The 15060-nt window shown below is 57.7% G+C and carries 22 protein-coding genes; 18 read left to right on the top strand and 4 right to left on the bottom strand.

The features are described from left to right. Nucleotides 1-14: 14 nt before the first annotated feature. Genes D5270_RS05760 through D5270_RS05745 form a run of 4 tightly spaced genes read right to left on the bottom strand, consistent with a single transcriptional unit; the run spans nt 15 to nt 4246 of the window. A complete protein-coding gene (locus D5270_RS05760) occupies nt 15-1244 on the bottom strand; it encodes an L-serine ammonia-lyase, iron-sulfur-dependent, subunit alpha (protein WP_166543170.1) in 1230 nt (409 codons plus the stop codon). Nucleotides 1245-1255: 11 nt separating this feature from the next. Beyond that, nucleotides 1256-2014 carry a hypothetical protein gene (locus D5270_RS05755; protein ID WP_166543169.1) on the bottom strand — a complete coding sequence of 253 codons (759 nt, stop codon included), beginning with the start codon at nt 2012-2014 and terminating at the stop codon, nt 1256-1258. A gap of 1 nt (nt 2015) precedes the next feature. After that, complete coding sequence (gene trpS, locus D5270_RS05750; protein WP_166543168.1) at nt 2016-3017, bottom strand: tryptophan--tRNA ligase; 1002 nt, start codon at nt 3015-3017, stop codon at nt 2016-2018. A gap of 38 nt (nt 3018-3055) precedes the next feature. Next, complete coding sequence (locus tag D5270_RS05745) at nt 3056-4246, bottom strand: aminotransferase-like domain-containing protein (protein ID WP_166543167.1); 1191 nt, start codon at nt 4244-4246, stop codon at nt 3056-3058. A 251-nt stretch (nt 4247-4497) separates the two neighbouring features. On the opposite strand from D5270_RS05745, the gene D5270_RS05740 reads away from it, so the two are divergent. The 18 genes from D5270_RS05740 (at nt 4498) to rplF (ending at nt 15042) form a co-directional block, all read left to right on the top strand. Beyond that, a complete protein-coding gene (locus D5270_RS05740) occupies nt 4498-6849 on the top strand; it encodes a SpoIIE family protein phosphatase (RefSeq protein ID WP_166543166.1) in 2352 nt (783 codons plus the stop codon). Between the two features lie 487 nt (nt 6850-7336). Then, complete coding sequence (gene rpsJ / locus D5270_RS05735) at nt 7337-7648, top strand: 30S ribosomal protein S10 (protein WP_161471918.1); 312 nt, start codon at nt 7337-7339, stop codon at nt 7646-7648. 113 nt (nt 7649-7761) lie between these two features. Beyond that, a complete protein-coding gene (gene rplC, locus D5270_RS05730; RefSeq protein WP_166543165.1) occupies nt 7762-8394 on the top strand; it encodes a 50S ribosomal protein L3 in 633 nt (210 codons plus the stop codon). A 17-nt stretch (nt 8395-8411) separates the two neighbouring features. Beyond that, on the top strand, nt 8412-9035 hold the full coding sequence (rplD, locus tag D5270_RS05725; RefSeq protein ID WP_161471920.1) for a 50S ribosomal protein L4: 624 nt from the start codon (nt 8412-8414) through the stop codon (nt 9033-9035). After that, entirely contained in the window at nt 9035-9325 is a 291-nt protein-coding gene (gene rplW / locus D5270_RS05720) for a 50S ribosomal protein L23 (protein WP_161471921.1), read from the top strand. The genes rplD and rplW overlap by 1 nt, the downstream gene beginning before the upstream one ends. A 46-nt stretch (nt 9326-9371) precedes the next feature. Then, nucleotides 9372-10205 carry a 50S ribosomal protein L2 gene (rplB, locus tag D5270_RS05715; protein WP_166543164.1) on the top strand — a complete coding sequence of 278 codons (834 nt, stop codon included), beginning with the start codon at nt 9372-9374 and terminating at the stop codon, nt 10203-10205. Between the two features lie 24 nt (nt 10206-10229). Next, nucleotides 10230-10502: a 30S ribosomal protein S19 gene (rpsS, locus tag D5270_RS05710; RefSeq protein ID WP_066537756.1), complete on the top strand. Its 273-nt coding sequence runs from the start codon at nt 10230-10232 to the stop codon at nt 10500-10502. A gap of 20 nt (nt 10503-10522) precedes the next feature. Continuing rightward, nucleotides 10523-10858, top strand: coding sequence for a 50S ribosomal protein L22 (rplV, locus tag D5270_RS05705; RefSeq protein ID WP_166543163.1), 336 nt, complete (start codon nt 10523-10525; stop codon nt 10856-10858). An 11-nt stretch (nt 10859-10869) separates the two neighbouring features. Then, on the top strand, nt 10870-11634 hold the full coding sequence (gene rpsC / locus D5270_RS05700; protein WP_166543162.1) for a 30S ribosomal protein S3: 765 nt from the start codon (nt 10870-10872) through the stop codon (nt 11632-11634). Beyond that, the gene (rplP, locus tag D5270_RS05695; RefSeq protein WP_161471924.1) at nt 11635-12057 is read left to right on the top strand and encodes a 50S ribosomal protein L16; all 423 of its coding nucleotides are present in this window, start codon (nt 11635-11637) and stop codon (nt 12055-12057) included. Continuing rightward, nucleotides 12054-12257 carry a 50S ribosomal protein L29 gene (gene rpmC / locus D5270_RS05690; protein ID WP_161471925.1) on the top strand — a complete coding sequence of 68 codons (204 nt, stop codon included), beginning with the start codon at nt 12054-12056 and terminating at the stop codon, nt 12255-12257. The genes rplP and rpmC overlap by 4 nt, the downstream gene beginning before the upstream one ends. 20 nt (nt 12258-12277) lie before the next feature. Beyond that, nucleotides 12278-12535, top strand: a complete 258-nt coding sequence (rpsQ, locus tag D5270_RS05685; protein ID WP_291502998.1) for a 30S ribosomal protein S17 — start codon at nt 12278-12280, stop codon at nt 12533-12535. A 55-nt stretch (nt 12536-12590) separates the two neighbouring features. Then, the gene (gene rplN / locus D5270_RS05680) at nt 12591-12959 is read left to right on the top strand and encodes a 50S ribosomal protein L14 (protein WP_066537774.1); all 369 of its coding nucleotides are present in this window, start codon (nt 12591-12593) and stop codon (nt 12957-12959) included. 15 nt (nt 12960-12974) lie between these two features. Beyond that, nucleotides 12975-13292 carry a 50S ribosomal protein L24 gene (gene rplX, locus D5270_RS05675; RefSeq protein WP_161471926.1) on the top strand — a complete coding sequence of 106 codons (318 nt, stop codon included), beginning with the start codon at nt 12975-12977 and terminating at the stop codon, nt 13290-13292. A gap of 18 nt (nt 13293-13310) precedes the next feature. Continuing rightward, a complete protein-coding gene (rplE, locus tag D5270_RS05670) occupies nt 13311-13853 on the top strand; it encodes a 50S ribosomal protein L5 (RefSeq protein WP_166543161.1) in 543 nt (180 codons plus the stop codon). A 15-nt stretch (nt 13854-13868) separates the two neighbouring features. Continuing rightward, nucleotides 13869-14054, top strand: a complete 186-nt coding sequence (locus D5270_RS05665) for a type Z 30S ribosomal protein S14 (protein ID WP_161471928.1) — start codon at nt 13869-13871, stop codon at nt 14052-14054. Between the two features lie 21 nt (nt 14055-14075). After that, nucleotides 14076-14474: a 30S ribosomal protein S8 gene (gene rpsH, locus D5270_RS05660; RefSeq protein WP_166543160.1), complete on the top strand. Its 399-nt coding sequence runs from the start codon at nt 14076-14078 to the stop codon at nt 14472-14474. A 19-nt stretch (nt 14475-14493) separates the two neighbouring features. Continuing rightward, nucleotides 14494-15042, top strand: a complete 549-nt coding sequence (gene rplF / locus D5270_RS05655; RefSeq protein WP_166543159.1) for a 50S ribosomal protein L6 — start codon at nt 14494-14496, stop codon at nt 15040-15042. Nucleotides 15043-15060 lie beyond the last annotated feature (18 nt).

Genomic DNA, 15060 nt, shown 5'->3' with positions numbered 1-15060 from the left:
AAAAATCCATCACCCTACTCCGTATAAACCTTAGCCAGCCCGCCCTCGCTGGTCTCGCGGTACTTGCTGAATAAATCCCGCCCGGTCTCATACATGGTCCTGACTACCATATCAAAGCTTATCTTCCTGGTATAGGTAAGAAAATTCGCCAGACTCAAGGCATTTATGGCCCTCATCCCCGCCACAGCGTTGCGCTCGATACAGGGTATCTGAACAAGTCCCCCAATGGGGTCGCAGGTGAGCCCTAGATGGTGCTCCATGGCTACCTCTGCCGCATACTCGATTTGGTCCATATCCATATGGTATATCTCCGCAAGCCCCGCCGCGGCCATGGAGCAGGCGCTGCCAATCTCGGCCTGACAGCCGCACTCCGCGCCTGAGATAGAGGCATTGGTCTTGATAACATTGCCCACAAGCCCCGCCACGGCAAGCCCCTTGAGCATGTCCCTGTCGGAGAAGCCCTGCTGCTCCTGCTTATAGAGCATAACGGCAGGGAGCACGCCGCAGGCCCCGCAGGTGGGGGCGGTGACGATTGTGCCGCCGCCGGCATTTTCTTCGCTGACGGCAAAGGCATAGGCACAGACCTTGCGGTTTTCCCTTGTCTCCTTGCTCTCGTCCATATGGCGCTGGCGGTTGAGGTACATGGCCTTGCGCTGAACGCCAAGGCCCCCGGAGAGCTCACCGTCCCGGCGTATGCCCCGGTAGACGGCCTCCTTCATTGTCTCCCAGACGTTTGAGAGGTAGTCCCAAATTCCCGGTCCCTCGCACTGCTCCACATACTGCCAGAGGTAGATATCCCTATCCCGGCAGTAATTTTTTATGTCTGTGAAGGTGCTGAGGGGATATACCCTGGGAGGGTCCGCAGAGGGCCCGGCACCGGGGGCGGAGTCCCCAAGGACAAGGTCCTCGACGGCTATCTTGCCGCCGCCAACGCTCATGACCCGCCAGGAGCCCAGGCTCACGCCATTTTGAAAGGCCTCCAGGGTCATGGTGTTGGGGTGGGGAAGGTCCTCGGTGGTGGTGTCGAAGGTTATCACTGTGGGCAGGGGCTCCAGCGCCTCACGGATGGCGACGTCCGTAAGGTGCCCCCGGCCGGTTTTGGCAAGGGAGCCGAAGAGGGTCACCTGGAAGCTGTCGGCTTTGGGAAAGTCCGAACGAAAGCGCTCGGCGGCAAAACTCGGGCCCATGGTGTGGGAGCTGGAGGGGCCCCGGCCTATTCTGTATAGTTCCTTTAAAGATTCCATACGCTTCTCTCCTATAGCAAAGTGTATTCTTTGAACCGGCGGGAGAACTCCCTGTCGGCAAGATTGGCGAAGGTTTCCGGCTGTGAGTCTGGCGAACTCAGCCCCGCCGCTTTCCAGTCCGCGGCCCATATGAGATACGGCTCCAAAAGAAGCCTGTCCCGGACTTTCATATGGCAGCCGTCACGCAGCAGCAGGCCGTCCCGAGCCATGAGGGCTGCATCGAAATAGAGCCTTGCCCCGGTGAGATAGTCTATATGAGGGTCCGTGCATATGCGCCCCTTCTGCTTTGAGCTGACAATAAGTTCGCCGGTGGTTCCGCTGCCGAACATAATATAGTCCCTGAAATCCTCCGGGTCCCCCAGGGCCGCGCCGATGGGCTCATGTTCCCGGAGGGCTACACGGGATTTAAGGGTGTTCCAGCTCTCAAGACGACCCTCTCCGCGGATAGAGTCCCAGTTTTCTGTAGTCGTGCTGTGCACCAGCACAGCGGGTTCCCCGAGTCGAAGGTATGGGTCGTTATAGCTATGCTTGGGTTTATCATTGCTGAACCCGGCATAATACTCCCACATATCGGTTTTGTCCCTCTCATTTATTTCCAGATTATAGGGGATATCCATAGCTTCATGAAAACTGAGGAAATCCCCCGCCGCCATGCGCCAGTCCGGGTGGCCGGGACGGCTCAGGCGTATGGAGTACACGCCGTCCCCCTGGTCTCCGCATATTAGCTGGAATTCTGGTTCCTCTGTAAGCTCCAGCCTGCGCCTGGGCATATCAGCTCACCAGCCCGACTTTCTTCATGACCTTGGAGAGGGTGCGCTGGGCGATGGCTGCGGCTTTGGGGGCCTGCTCCCTGTAGGTCTTCTCCAAAAACTCCTTGTCGGCTATGAGCTCATGATAGCGCTCCTGAATTGGGCGCAGCTCGGCTATCACGGCCTCTGCCACGGCGGGCTTGAAGTCTCCGTAGCCCTTGCCCTCGAACTCCCGCTCAATCTCCTCCATGGTCTTGCCGGTGACGGCGGCGTAAATGTTCATCAGGTTGTTGACACCGTCCTTGCCCTCGGCAAAGCGGACCTCAGAGCCGCTGTCGGTCTTGGCGCGCTTGAACTTGCGCATTATAGTATCAGGGTCGTCGAGAACGGAGATATTGCCGTTCTGGTTTTCATCGGACTTTGACATCTTGCTCTGGGGATTTTGCAGGGACATGACCCTTGCGCCGTGCTTTGGTATCAGTGGCTCGGGGACGGTGAAGGTGTCGCCGTAAATTCCGTTGAAGCGCTCGGCTATGTCCCTGGCTATTTCAACATGCTGTTTCTGGTCGGCTCCCACCGGCACGAAGTCCGCCTGATATAACAGTATGTCGGCTGCCATAAGGCAGGGGTAGGTGAAGAGCCCGGCGTTGATATTGTCGGCGTGCTTTGCGGACTTATCCTTAAACTGGGTCATCCTTGAGAGCTCGCCAAACTGGGTGTAGCAGTTTAAAAGCCACGCCAGCTGTGAGTGCTGGGGAACCTGGCTCTGGATGAAGAAAACGGTCTTCTCAGTGTCCAGACCCATGGCTAACAGCCAGGCGTAGGCCTCCTTGGTATATTTCCTGAGCTCTGCGGGCACCTGGCGCACAGTAAGGGCGTGCAGGTCAGCCAGGGCGTACACACACTGGTAGCCCTCGTCCTGAAGCTTGATATGGTTGCGGAGCGCCCCCAGGTAGTTGCCCAGGGTGAAGGTGCCGGTACACTGGTACATGCTCAGTATGCGCTTTTTGTCTTGATTTTCCATTTGCTGTATCTCCTTGCTCTATAAGTTTTTCGAAGGGGTTACCCTTTCATCTCTCGCCCTATCTCCCCTAAAATCCTCACGCCTTCACTGAGCTGTTCGTCAGTAGGCGTTGAGAAATTGATACGGAAGCTCTGGCAGCTCTCACTCTCGTCGGTGAGGAAGGCTGTGCCGGGGACTACGCAGACCTTGCGCTCTGTGCCGCGCTTTACAAAGTCCAGCATATCTATACCGTCCGGCAGGGTGCACCAGGCGAACAGGCCGCCCTCAAAGGGGCTCCAGGTGATGAGAGGGGCAAAGTGCTCTTCCATGGCCTTTAAAAGCACAGAGGATTTGCGGCGGTATATGCCGCGAAGCCGCTCCAGGTGGGCCTCGTAGTTGGTCTCGGTCATGAAGCGGTGGCAGACTATCTGTGCCCATATATTGGAATGGACGTCCTCGCCCTGCTTGCAGACCACCATCTTCTGTATAACAGGCTTCGGGCCTATGGCGTAGCCGACCCTCATGCCGGGGGAGACCACCTTGGAGAAGGAGCCCGCGTACATCACAATGCCCGCCCGGTCGAGGGACTTAATGCTGGGGATGTTTTCACCCTCAAAGCGCAGGTCGCCGTAGGGGTTGTCCTCTAAGACAAGCACGTTATGGTCCCGGCAGAGCTCGTAGACCCTTTTGCGCTTTTCATAGCTCATGGTGATACCCGATGGGTTCTGGAAGTTTGGTATAGTATATAGATACTTGATATTCTTTTCCGTATCAAGCGCTTTCTCAAGCCCCTCAATACTAATGCCGTCAGGCTCCATGGGTATGCCGCAGAGCTTCGCCCGGTATGAGCGGAATGTGTTCAGGGAGCCGATGAAGCTGGGGGCCTCGCAGAGGACGGTGTCGCCTTCGTTTAAAAGGGTCTTGGTGAGCAGGTCCATCACCTGCTGGGCGCCGCTGGTTATGAGTATATCGTCGTCGCCGGAGCCGACATTATGCTTTTCGCCCATATAATTCATAAGGTGCTGGCGAAGGGGAATATAGCCCTCGGTGACGCTGTACTGCAGGGCCTCAATGGGGGTGTCCTCCAGGAGCGCCCCGGATATCTTCCTGATGTCCTCATAGGGGAACGCGTCCGGGGCGGGGTTGCCCGCCGAGAGGGGGATTATGCCCGGGGCCGAGGAGTTTTTCAGTATCTCCCTTATGGCCGAGGGCTTTAGGGACTTCACCCGGTCGGAGAATTGGTATTCCATGGCTTTTGACCTCGCTTTTCTCTTGTAAAGTTTTTTCTTAATTATATTCTAATATATGTGAAAAGTCAACGGTGAGGGACAGGGAGAAACTGTGCTTGACATAATACTCAATAAAATACCAGAAACCCCTGTTGTGGTTGCGACAGATATTTTCCTTTAAATGCGCTATTATATTTGCACGGCCCATATGAAAGGGTCGACATAATCACTATACATAATATATGTGTGTAAAAAGTCGGATGAGGTGTAAAATGATGGAACGTGTAAAGGTAAGAGCGTGGATTGAGACAATAGGGGAGCAGCTGCATACTGAACATATGAGAAAGGCCCTTACTGCCGCGGGGAGCTTTCTTCTGGGGCTTATATGTTCAAGGGGGCTCATGTTCGGCAAGTACGCCCCGTTCGGCATAGCGGCGGTGGCGGCGGCGCCCAGGGGCGGGCTCTGGGCCGGGGCCATGGGTGCGTTTTTAGGGTATCTGCTGCCCTCGCCGGTATATGTGCCCGCAAGATACGCGGCGGCTTTAGTGGCGGTTACAGCCATACGTTGGGCGCTCTCGGAGTTGAAGACAGTGAACTCCCACCAGCTGTTTGCACCGGCGGCGGCATTCCTGCCCCTGCTGCTTACGGGCATGACTATGGTGTTTTTAAACGGCTCGGTGAGCTATACGGCGGCGCTGTATGTTGCGGAGTCCTTTCTGGGGGCGGGGAGCGCGTTCTTCCTTAAAAGGACGGCAAACATTATAATGGGGCTGACCGGTGAGGGCCTGGAGGGGCCCAGGAGCAGGACTGTGTTTGACACCGGGGATATAGCGGCGGTGTCGGTGAGCCTGGGAATTATACTGCTGGCCTTTTCGGACGTGAGCATTATGGGCGTGTCCGTCGGGCGGATACTGCTGGTGCTTTTGGTGCTCTGCTGTGCCCGGGCAGGGGGCATAGCAGGGGGCGCTGTGGCGGGAGTGGCTGCCGGGGCCATACAGGGCCTGGCTACGGCGGGGCTCTCCTACCTCTCAGGAGCCTATGGGCTCGGGGGACTGATGGCGGGGGTATTTGCGCCTATGGGCGCCGTGGCTGCCGCGGCGGCGTTTATAATCTCCCACGGAGTGGCCTCGCTGCAGGTAGGGGCCGGAGGTACACAGATATTTACAGGGTCAATAGAGGTGGCGGCAGCTACTGTATCTTATATGCTCATACCCAGGAGCAGACGGCTGGGGGAACTGTTCGGGGTGAGGCCGGACACCCTCTCGGGCGGGGCGCTTAGGGGCAATATAGTCATGCGGCTGAGATACGCGGCCCAGGCTCTTTTGAGCGTTTCTGACTCTGTGGACGAGATATCAAAAAAGCTCAGCGTGGTATGCGCGCCCAATTTACAGGGGGTCTATAATAAGTCCACCGAGACAATATGCGCCGGCTGCGGCATGAGCGGGGTGTGCTGGAGAAAGTATAAGGATGAGACCCTGGACAACTTCGCCCAGCTCTACAGGCCGCTGAAGGAAAAGGAGCGTCTTGAGACCAGCGATTTTACAAAGGAGTTCTCCGGGCGCTGCTGCCGGGTAGGCGAGATGCGGGACGAGGTAAATAAAAACTACGCCCGCTATCTTATGAAGGAGGCGGCGGAGCTGAGGGCCGCCCAGGTGCGGGAGGTGGTTGAGGGGCATTTCCATACCACCGCCGGGATTCTGGAGGAGATGGCCGGGGAGTTCTCCATGTACCAGCGCTTCGACGAGGAGGCGGCGGGAAGGGTCGCCGCTATTCTCAGGGAAAGCGGGGTGACGCCCCTGGAGGTCTGCTGCCGGGTGGATAGGTTTGGGCGCATGACAGTTGAAGCGGAGATAAGCAGGGAGCGGCAGAAGCGGCTGAACAGGGCCGCGTTCACAAGGGAGGTCTCTGAGGCCTGCGGCAGGGTATTCGCACCGCCCTGCGTCAGCAGCGCAGAGGACAGGTGCAGGATACAGATGTGCCAGCGGCCACAGCTCCAGATAGGCCGGGGGTTCTCTCAATACTGCGCCGGGGGCGGAGCCTTCTGTGGGGACAGCACCAATGTGTTCTATGACGGCTGCGGAAGGCTGATAGCCGTGCTCAGCGACGGAATGGGCACAGGCGGGCGTGCAGCTGTTGACGGTGCCATGACCTCGGCTATGGCGGAGAGCCTGTTAAAGGCGGGAATAGGCTTCGACAGTATGCTTGAGACGGTGAATTCCGCGCTGATTGCAAAGTCCGGGGACGAGTCCCTGGCTACTATGGACGTGGCCTGTATAGACTTGTTTTCGGGGAAAGCCGAATTTTTTAAGGCCGGGGCGGCCTGTACCGTGCTGAGAAGGGGCAGGCACAGCGAGCTCATAGAGGCCTCGAGCGTTCCGGTGGGGATTATGCCGGGGGTGGAGTTTGCCGAAGCGGAGAGAGAGGTGGACGTGGGGGATATAGTTGTAATGGTCTCCGATGGCGTTGTAGCCGCTGGAAGCGAGTGGCTGATTGACCTTGTGATGGCCTGGGACGAGGAGGAAAACCCGAATCTTTTGGCACAGAGGATAACCGACGAGGCCCGCAGGCGCAGGAGCGACGGGCACGAGGACGATGTTACTGCGCTGGTGCTGGTGGTGCAGTAGGGGCGGTATACAGCCCCCGGGAAACCGGGGGCTTCCCCTTTAGGGGATATCGGCAATCCCCCTTCGGGGGATGGCGGCGGGAAATTTGTAAAATTTTTTTGAAAAAGCACTTGCAAAATACAAGGTCTTGTGGTAATATAAGCAGGTACGATTGCCAAATGGGTATTTAATGCCCTGATATGCGTTGAAGCGGGAGGTTGCGGCCTATGAGTTCACGGTGTGGACTCAGCCGGTTATTTCCGTGGAGTATGTCCGATTTTAAACCGGGCGAAGGAATCTGATGGGTGCAGGAACCGCCGGGCAGCCCCCGGCAGGCCGTGTGTGCGCTCCTTGGAGGAAACTGTGAGTTTCGGCTCTGTCCCCGGGGTCTGCCGCGCTTTTTGCGCTGGTGCGGACTGCCGGTTTTTCTATGCCGGACGGTGAAACACCCGGGACAGTGTTGGAAAAAGCAAGACGCCCAAGAACGATTTAGGAGGCGGTTATAGAAATGGCAGTCAAGGAAAAAATCAGGATCAGAATCAAGGGGTACGACCACCAGCTGGTGGACCAGTCCGCAGAGAAGATAGTCGCTACCGCGAAGCGCACGGGCGCCAGGGTCTCCGGACCGGTGCCGCTGCCCACGGAGAAGCAGATTGTCACCATCCTCAGGGCCGTCCACAAGTACAAGGACAGCCGCGAGCAGTTTGAAATGCGTACCCATAAGAGACTGGTCGACATTCTCCGGCCCAGCAACAAGACTGTTGAGGCAATGATGGGCCTGGAGCTCCCCGCCGGCGTCGAGATTGAGATAAAGCTGTAAAAAGCTCAGTCCTGACCTACCGAGACGGAGGGTCATGTCGATAGGCGTTCCCGCTTATCGACCAATAACCTAAGGGGATAGGAATTATCCCAGGAGTAGAAAGGAAGCAGAACATGAAAAAAGGGATCATCGGAAAGAAGATTGGCATGACGCAAATCTTCGACGACAAGGGCAAGGTCATCCCGGTAACCGTTGTGGAGGCCGGCCCCTGTGTTGTGACCCAGAAGAAGACAGTGGAGACCGACGGCTACGACGCGGTGCAGCTGGGCTTCGGCGACCAGAAGCCCCAGCGGGTGAATAAGCCCCTTTCTGGCCACTTCAAGAAGGGCGACGTCGCCCCCAAGAAGACCCTGAAGGAGCTGAGGCTTGAAGACATCAGCGCGCTGAATGTGGGCGACCTTATCAAGGCCGACACCTTTGAGGCCGGCGAGCGGGTGGACGTCACCGGCACCAGCAAGGGCAAGGGCTACGCGGGCGTCATCAAGCGCTGGAACTTCCACCGCCTGAAGGAGAGCCACGGCTCCGGCCCCGTTGCACGTCACGGCGGCTCCAACGGCGCGTGCTCCAGCCCCTCCAGAGTCTGGAAGGGCCTGAAGATGGCGGGCCACCTGGGCGCTGAGACCGTCACGGTGCAGAACCTGACTGTTGCAAAGGTGGACGCGGAGAACAATCTCATAGCCATCAAGGGCGCCATACCCGGTCCCAACGGCGGCGTAGTCATCGTGCGCGACAGCGTGAAAGCGTAAGGGGAGGAGGAAGAAGAATGGCTGAAGTAGCAGTTTTGAACATGCAGGGCCGGGAAGTCGGCAGGCAGGAGCTCTCTGACTCCGTGTTTGGCATTGAGCCCAACGTCCCTGTGATGAACGATATGGTAAAGAACTATCTGGCAAACCAGCGCCAGGGCACCCAGTCTGCGCTGACAAGGAGCGAAGTCTCCGGCGGCGGCAGGAAGCCCTGGAGGCAGAAGGGCACAGGCCGCGCCCGCCAGGGAAGCACACGCTCTCCCCAGTGGACCCACGGCGGCATAGTGTTCGCCCCAAAGCCCAGGGATTACAGCTACACCTTAAATAAGAAGGTGCGGCGCCTGGCAATGAAGTCCGCCCTCTCCTCCAAGGTGCAGGACGGCGAGATGATAGTCATTGACAAGATAGCCCTGGAAGGCTTTAAGACCAAGGAAATCGCCGCCATGCTCAAGGCAGTGGGCAGCGAGAGGAAGGCGCTCATAGTGCTGGACAGCGTGGATGAGAAGGTCATAAAGAGCGCTGGGAATATCCCCGGCGTGAAGACCGCCCAGGTAAATACCCTGAATGTGTACGACATCCTTAACGCAGACAAGTTCATTGTCGTGCAGGGAGCCGTGCAGAAGATCGAGGAGGTGTACGCGTAATGGAGGCCCATGACATCATAATCCGACCCATCATCACTGAGAAGACCATGGACGGCAACACCCAGAAGAAATACACCTTCGAGGTTGCGAAGGACGCTACCAAGATAGACGTGAAGAGGGCCGTGGAGGCCGCCTTCGGAGTGAAGGTCAGCAAGGTCAACACCCTCCACGTGCGCGGCAGGCTCCGCCGCCAGGGGCGCTATGAGGGCTATACCAGGAGCTGGAAGAAGGCTGTGGTGACCCTCACAGAGGAGAGCAGGACCATCGAGTTCTTCGAGAGCATGGTCTAAGGCCGGGCACAGAGTATCTCAACGACTAGGAGAGTGAACAGAAGACATGGCAATAAAGAATTATAAGCCGACTACCGCGGCGCGCCGGAACATGTCCGTTACGGACTATACCGTCCTCTCTAAGGGCGGCCCGGAGAAGAGCCTGCTGGCTCCTCTTGGGAACAAGTCCGGCCGCAACAGCTACGGCAGGATAACCGTCCGCCATCGCGGCGGCGCAAACCGCAAGAAGTACCGTATAATCGATTTCAAGCGCCAGAAGCACGACATGAATGCTGTGGTGCAGACTATCGAGTATGACCCCAACCGCTCCGCCTTCATCGCCCTCATCCAGTATGAGGACGGGGAGAAGAGCTATATAATAGCCCCCAACGGCATCAAGGCAGGGGACAAGATAGTCTCCGGGGCTGAGGCCGATATCAAGCCCGGCAACGCTCTGCCCCTGAAGAACATCCCCACCGGCACCTTTATCCACAACGTGGAGCTGTATCCCGGCAAGGGGGCCCAGCTGGCAAGGGCCGCGGGCATTATGGCCCAGCTGATGGCAAAGGAGAACGGCATGGCGCTTTTGAGGCTCCCTTCAGGCGAGCTTCGCAACGTGCCCGAGACCTGCATGGCGTCTATCGGCCAGGTCAGTAATATCGACCATGAGAACGTGAAGATAGGCAAGGCCGGACGCAAGCGCCATATGGGCTGGCGTCCCACCGTGCGCGGCTCGGTCATGAACCCCAACGACCACCCCCACGGCGGCGGCGAGGGCAAGAGCCCTGTGGGCCGTCCCGGACCTGTCACCCCCTGGGGCAAGCCGGCGCTGGGTTATAAGACCCGCAAGCATCATAAGAGCAGCGATAAGTTTATCGTCCGGCGCCGCAACGGCAAGTAAGCACGGGAAAGGAGCATAACGAGAATGAGCAGAAGTCTTAAAAAGGGACCTTTTGTACAGCCCGTGCTGCTGAAAAGGATCCAGGCTATGAACGAGGCCGGGGAGAAGAAGATAGTGAAGACCTGGAGCAGGGCTTCAATGATATTCCCGGATTTCGTCGGCCACACCATTGCGGTGCACGACGGCCGCAAGCATGTGCCGGTATACGTTACCGAGGACATGGTCGGACACAAGCTGGGCGAGTTCGCCCCCACCAGGACCTTTAAGGGCCACACCGGCTCAAAGACCGGTAAATAAGCGAAAGGAGAGTGCTAAAAATGGAAGCGAAAGCAACGCTGAACTATACCCGCATCTCTCCCCGCAAGGTGGGCCTGGTGCTGGACCTTATACGCAATAAGCCCGTAGACCTGGCCGCGGCTATTTTGGAGAATACCCCCAAGGCCGCCTGTGAGGATCTCGGGAAGCTCTTGAAGTCCGCTGTTTCCAACGCGGAGAACAATTTCCAGATGGACAAGGGGAGTCTGTACGTGTCAAAATGCTTTGTGACCCCCGGGCCGATTCTCAAGAGAATCCGCCCCAAGGACCACGGCAGGGCGCACAGAATCCTCAAGCGGACCAGCCACATCACCATAGTTGTGGCCGAGAAAGAGTAAGGAGGGACATTATGGGACAGAAAGTCAATCCCCACGGTCTTCGCGTGGGTGTGATAAAGGACTGGGACTCCCGGTGGTTCGCAAAGGACAATGTCTTCGGCGACACTCTTGTGGAGGACTATAACCTGAGGAAGACCCTGAAAAAGCAGCTGTATCAGGCGGGCATTCCGAAGATTGAGATTGAGCGCGACGCCTCAAAGGTGCGCATTCATATCCACTGCGCAAAGCCCGGCATGGTAATAGGCAAGGGCGGCACGGAGATAGAGAAGCTTCGCCAGCAGTGTGAGGCAATGCTCCATAAGCCCGTGGTGATAAACATCGTGGAGGTGCGCCAGCCCGACCTGAACGCACAGCTGGTAGCCGAAAATATTGCCTCCCAGCTGGAGCGCCGTATCAGCTTCCGCCGGGCAATGAAGGGCTGCATTGGCAGGAGCATGAGGCTTGGGGCCAAGGGCATTAAGACCAAGGTGTCCGGGCGTCTGGGCGGCGCTGAGATAGCCCGCAGCGAGGAGTACCATGACGGCACCATACCGCTGCAGACCCTGAGAGCCGACATTGACTACGGCTTTGCCGAGGCCGCCACTACCTATGGGCGCATTGGCGTCAAGGTGTGGCTGTATAAGGGCGAGGTCCTGAACGATAACCGCGACAGCCGTTCGGAGCGCGCCCCCAGGGGCGACCGCAGCGACCGTCCCCGCAGGGACGACCGCAGGCCCCGCGGCGACCGTAACGACCGCGGGCCCAGAAGAGACAACAGGGAAGGGGGGCGCAGGTAAATGCTGATGCCCAAGCGCGTGAAATACCGCAGAGTGCAGAGAGGCCGCATGAAGGGTAAGGCCATGCGCGGCAATAAGGTGACCTACGGCCAGTTCGGCCTGCAGGCCCTGGAGCCGGCCTGGATTACCTCAAACCAGATAGAGGCCGCCCGTGTGGCCATGACCCGTTACTGCAAGCGTTTCGGTAAGGTCTGGATAAAGATATTCCCCGACAAGCCGGTGACCCAGAAGCCCGCTGAGACCCGAATGGGCTCCGGTAAGGGCTCGCCCGAATACTGGGTAGCCGTTGTGAAACCCGGCAGGGTGATGTTCGAGCTGGGCGAGGTGCCCGAGGCTACCGCAAGGGAGGCCCTGAGGCTTGCAGCCGCCAAGCTCCCCATCAAGTGCAAATTCGTAATGAAAGAAACGGAGGCGCAGTCATGAAGGCTTCAGATATCAGAGAATTGACGGCCGACGAGCTGAACACTAAGCTTTCCGACCTGAAGGCGGAGCTTTTCAACCTGCGTTTCCAGCTCGCTATCAATCAGCTCGATAACCCCATGCGCATCCAGGCAGTGAAGAAGGACATCGCCCGCGTGAAGACCGTCATACGCGAGAATGAGCTGCACGCCGGGAACGCTTAACGGGAAGGGAGGATAACGAAGTGAGCGAAAGAAGCATGAGAAAGACCGCGGTAGGCCGCGTGGTAAGCAATAAGATGGATAAGACAGTGGTGGTTGCTATCCAGGACAGCGTGAAGCACCCCATGTACGGCAAGATAATCAAGCGTACCGTGAAGCGCAAGGCCCACGACGAGGAGAATGCCTGCAGTGTGGGCGACCGCGTGCGCATCATGGAGACCAGGCCCATTTCCAAGGACAAGAGATGGCGGCTGGTGGAGATCATCGAGAAGGCTAAATGAGCCGGGGCATTATTGGCTCTCTGGCTTATTAGTCAAGTAAAAGGAGGAACAAACTGTGATTCAACAGCAGTCTTACCTCAAGGTTGCCGACAACACGGGTGCTAAAGAGCTTATGTGCATCCGGGTGCTTGGCGGCACCGGCAGGAGGTATGCCAATATCGGCGACGTGGTGGTGGCCTCTGTAAAGAAGGCGGCACCCGGCGGCGTGGTGAAGAAGGGCGATGTGGTGAAAGCTGTTATCGTCCGGTCCGCCTCGGGCGTGCGCCGGGACGACGGCACATATATCCGCTTCGATGAGAACGCCGCTGTCATCATCCGTGAGGACAAAAACCCCAGGGGTACCCGCATCTTCGGGCCTGTGGCCCGCGAGCTGCGCGACAAGGAGTATATGAAAATCCTGTCGCTGGCCCCGGAAGTGCTTTGATGGAGGTGTACCGAGATGAATAAAGTACACGTAAAGACCGGCGACACCGTTATGATAATCAGCGGACGCGACCGTGGCAAGAAGGGCAAGGTTATGCAGGTGAGCCCCAAGGAGGGCAAGGTAATAGTTGAGAACGCCAACTTCGTGCAGAAGCACGTGAAGCCCCGCAGGATGGGCGAGCCTGGCGGTATCATCAAGGCGGAGAGCGCCATTTACGCCTGCAAGGTACAGGTGGTCTGCCCCCGCTGCGGCAAGCCTACCCGCGTAGGCCATAAGGTCCTCGCGGACGGCACCAAAGAGCGCATTTGCAAAAAATGCGGCGAGTCGCTGTAAGGGAGGAAGACGAAGAATATGGCAGCTAGACTGAAAGAGATATATAAGGCGGAGATTGCCCCCCAGCTGATGAAGAAGTTCGGCTATAAGTCGGTTATGCAGATACCGAAGCTCGACAAGATAGTCATCAACGTGGGTGCGGGCGAGGCCAAGGAGAACGCCAAGGCCATAGACGCCATTTCCGGAGACCTGATGAAGATAACCGGCCAGAAGCCCGTTGTGTGCAAGGCCAAGAAGAGCGTCGCGAACTTTAAGCTGCGCGAGGGAATGCCCATCGGCGTGAAGGTCACCCTTCGCGGCGAGCGCATGTACGAGTTCCTGGATAGGCTCTTTAACGTGGCCCTCCCCCGTGTGCGCGACTTCAGGGGAATCAACCCCAACTCGTTCGACGGCAGGGGCAACTACAATATGGGTATCCGCGAGCAGCTGATTTTCCCCGAGATAGACTATGATAAGATAGACAAGGTCCGGGGTATGGACATCTGCTTCGTGACCACAGCACACACCGACGAGGAAGCCCGGGAGTTCCTTTCCCTCATGGGCGCCCCGTTCACAAGATAAAGGGAGGGACATTTTGTGGCAAAGACATCTATGAAGCTCAAGCAGCAAAGGCCCGCGAAGTTTTCCACCCGCCAGTATAACCGGTGCAAGATATGCGGCCGGCCCCATGCTTACCTTCGCAAGTACGGCATCTGCCGCATCTGCTTCAGGGAGCTTGCCTATAAGGGCGAGATTCCCGGAGTGAAGAAGGCAAGCTGGTAATACAGGAAGGAGGAAAAATTCATGCAAGTTACCGATACCATCGCAGACCTGCTCACACGCATCCGCAATGCGCAGGCCGCGAAGCATGATACAGTGGAAGTGCCCGCCAGCAATATGAAGAAGGCCATCTGCCAGATACTGGTGGACGAGGGCTATGTGCGGCACTATTCCGTCAAGGAGGACGGCAAGCAGGGGATGATTACCATTTCCCTGAAGTATGCCGAGGGGCGCCAGCCGGTCATCAAGGGCCTTAAGAGGGTCTCAAAGCCCGGCCTGCGCATTTACTCCGGTGCGGCTGAGCTGCCGAAGGTTATGAAGGGCCTGGGCGTGGCGATAGTCTCCACCTCCAAGGGCATCATGACCGACAGGGCCGCAAGGCAGGAAAACGTCGGCGGCGAAGTGCTGGCGTTCATTTGGTAAGGAAGGGGGTGCGTCGAGTATGTCGAGAATTGGAAGAAAACCCATAAATATTCCCGCAGGCGTCGAGGTTAAAATCGACGGCAGCGCAGTTACAGTAAAGGGGCCCAAGGGCACTCTCACCCAGAGCTTCAGCCCCAATATGGCTATCGCACAGGAGGGCGCGGAGATATTAGTCACCCGTCCTGACGACCAGAAGGAGAACAGGTCTCTGCATGGCCTGACCCGCACGCTTATCAGCAATATGGTGGTTGGCGTGACCGAGGGCTTCTCCAAGACCCTCGAGGTCCAGGGCGTGGGCTACCGTGTGCAGAAGCAGGGGAAGGACCTGGTCATGAACCTGGGCTATTCCCATCAGGTAGTGGTGAGCGAGAACGAGGATATTAAGATAGAGGCTCCCAACGCCAATACCATTATCATCTCCGGCATTGACAAGCAGAAGGTGGGCCAGTTTGCCGCCGAGGTGCGTGAGAAGCGTCCGCCGGAGCCCTATAAGGGCAAGGGCATCCGCTATCAGGGCGAGTATGTTCGCCATAAGGAAGGCAAGGCCGGTAAAGGTGCCAAGGGCTAAGGCCGCCTAAAAACGTAT

The sequence above is a fragment of the Acutalibacter sp. 1XD8-36 genome (assembly GCF_009917525.1).
Lineage (GTDB): Bacteria > Bacillota > Clostridia > Oscillospirales > Acutalibacteraceae > Acutalibacter.
The sequence above is the reverse complement of the archived record's forward strand: the minus strand, read 5'-3'. Positions and strand labels throughout refer to the sequence as shown.

What these genes read in the sequence shown, in the direction of transcription:
- D5270_RS05760 (WP_166543170.1), bottom strand. Translation starts at nt 1,244, where the DNA reads ATGGAATCTTTAAAGGAACTATACAGAATAGGCCGGGGCCCCTCCAGC.
- D5270_RS05755 (WP_166543169.1), bottom strand. Translation starts at nt 2,014, where the DNA reads ATGCCCAGGCGCAGGCTGGAGCTTACAGAGGAACCAGAATTCCAGCTA.
- trpS (WP_166543168.1), bottom strand. Translation starts at nt 3,017, where the DNA reads ATGGAAAATCAAGACAAAAAGCGCATACTGAGCATGTACCAGTGTACC.
- D5270_RS05745 (WP_166543167.1), bottom strand. Translation starts at nt 4,246, where the DNA reads ATGGAATACCAATTCTCCGACCGGGTGAAGTCCCTAAAGCCCTCGGCC.
- D5270_RS05740 (WP_166543166.1), top strand. Translation starts at nt 4,498, where the DNA reads ATGATGGAACGTGTAAAGGTAAGAGCGTGGATTGAGACAATAGGGGAG.
- rpsJ (WP_161471918.1), top strand. Translation starts at nt 7,337, where the DNA reads ATGGCAGTCAAGGAAAAAATCAGGATCAGAATCAAGGGGTACGACCAC.
- rplC (WP_166543165.1), top strand. Translation starts at nt 7,762, where the DNA reads ATGAAAAAAGGGATCATCGGAAAGAAGATTGGCATGACGCAAATCTTC.
- rplD (WP_161471920.1), top strand. Translation starts at nt 8,412, where the DNA reads ATGGCTGAAGTAGCAGTTTTGAACATGCAGGGCCGGGAAGTCGGCAGG.
- rplW (WP_161471921.1), top strand. Translation starts at nt 9,035, where the DNA reads ATGGAGGCCCATGACATCATAATCCGACCCATCATCACTGAGAAGACC.
- rplB (WP_166543164.1), top strand. Translation starts at nt 9,372, where the DNA reads ATGGCAATAAAGAATTATAAGCCGACTACCGCGGCGCGCCGGAACATG.
- rpsS (WP_066537756.1), top strand. Translation starts at nt 10,230, where the DNA reads ATGAGCAGAAGTCTTAAAAAGGGACCTTTTGTACAGCCCGTGCTGCTG.
- rplV (WP_166543163.1), top strand. Translation starts at nt 10,523, where the DNA reads ATGGAAGCGAAAGCAACGCTGAACTATACCCGCATCTCTCCCCGCAAG.
- rpsC (WP_166543162.1), top strand. Translation starts at nt 10,870, where the DNA reads ATGGGACAGAAAGTCAATCCCCACGGTCTTCGCGTGGGTGTGATAAAG.
- rplP (WP_161471924.1), top strand. Translation starts at nt 11,635, where the DNA reads ATGCTGATGCCCAAGCGCGTGAAATACCGCAGAGTGCAGAGAGGCCGC.
- rpmC (WP_161471925.1), top strand. Translation starts at nt 12,054, where the DNA reads ATGAAGGCTTCAGATATCAGAGAATTGACGGCCGACGAGCTGAACACT.
- rplX (WP_161471926.1), top strand. Translation starts at nt 12,975, where the DNA reads ATGAATAAAGTACACGTAAAGACCGGCGACACCGTTATGATAATCAGC.
- rplE (WP_166543161.1), top strand. Translation starts at nt 13,311, where the DNA reads ATGGCAGCTAGACTGAAAGAGATATATAAGGCGGAGATTGCCCCCCAG.
- rpsH (WP_166543160.1), top strand. Translation starts at nt 14,076, where the DNA reads ATGCAAGTTACCGATACCATCGCAGACCTGCTCACACGCATCCGCAAT.
- rplF (WP_166543159.1), top strand. Translation starts at nt 14,494, where the DNA reads ATGTCGAGAATTGGAAGAAAACCCATAAATATTCCCGCAGGCGTCGAG.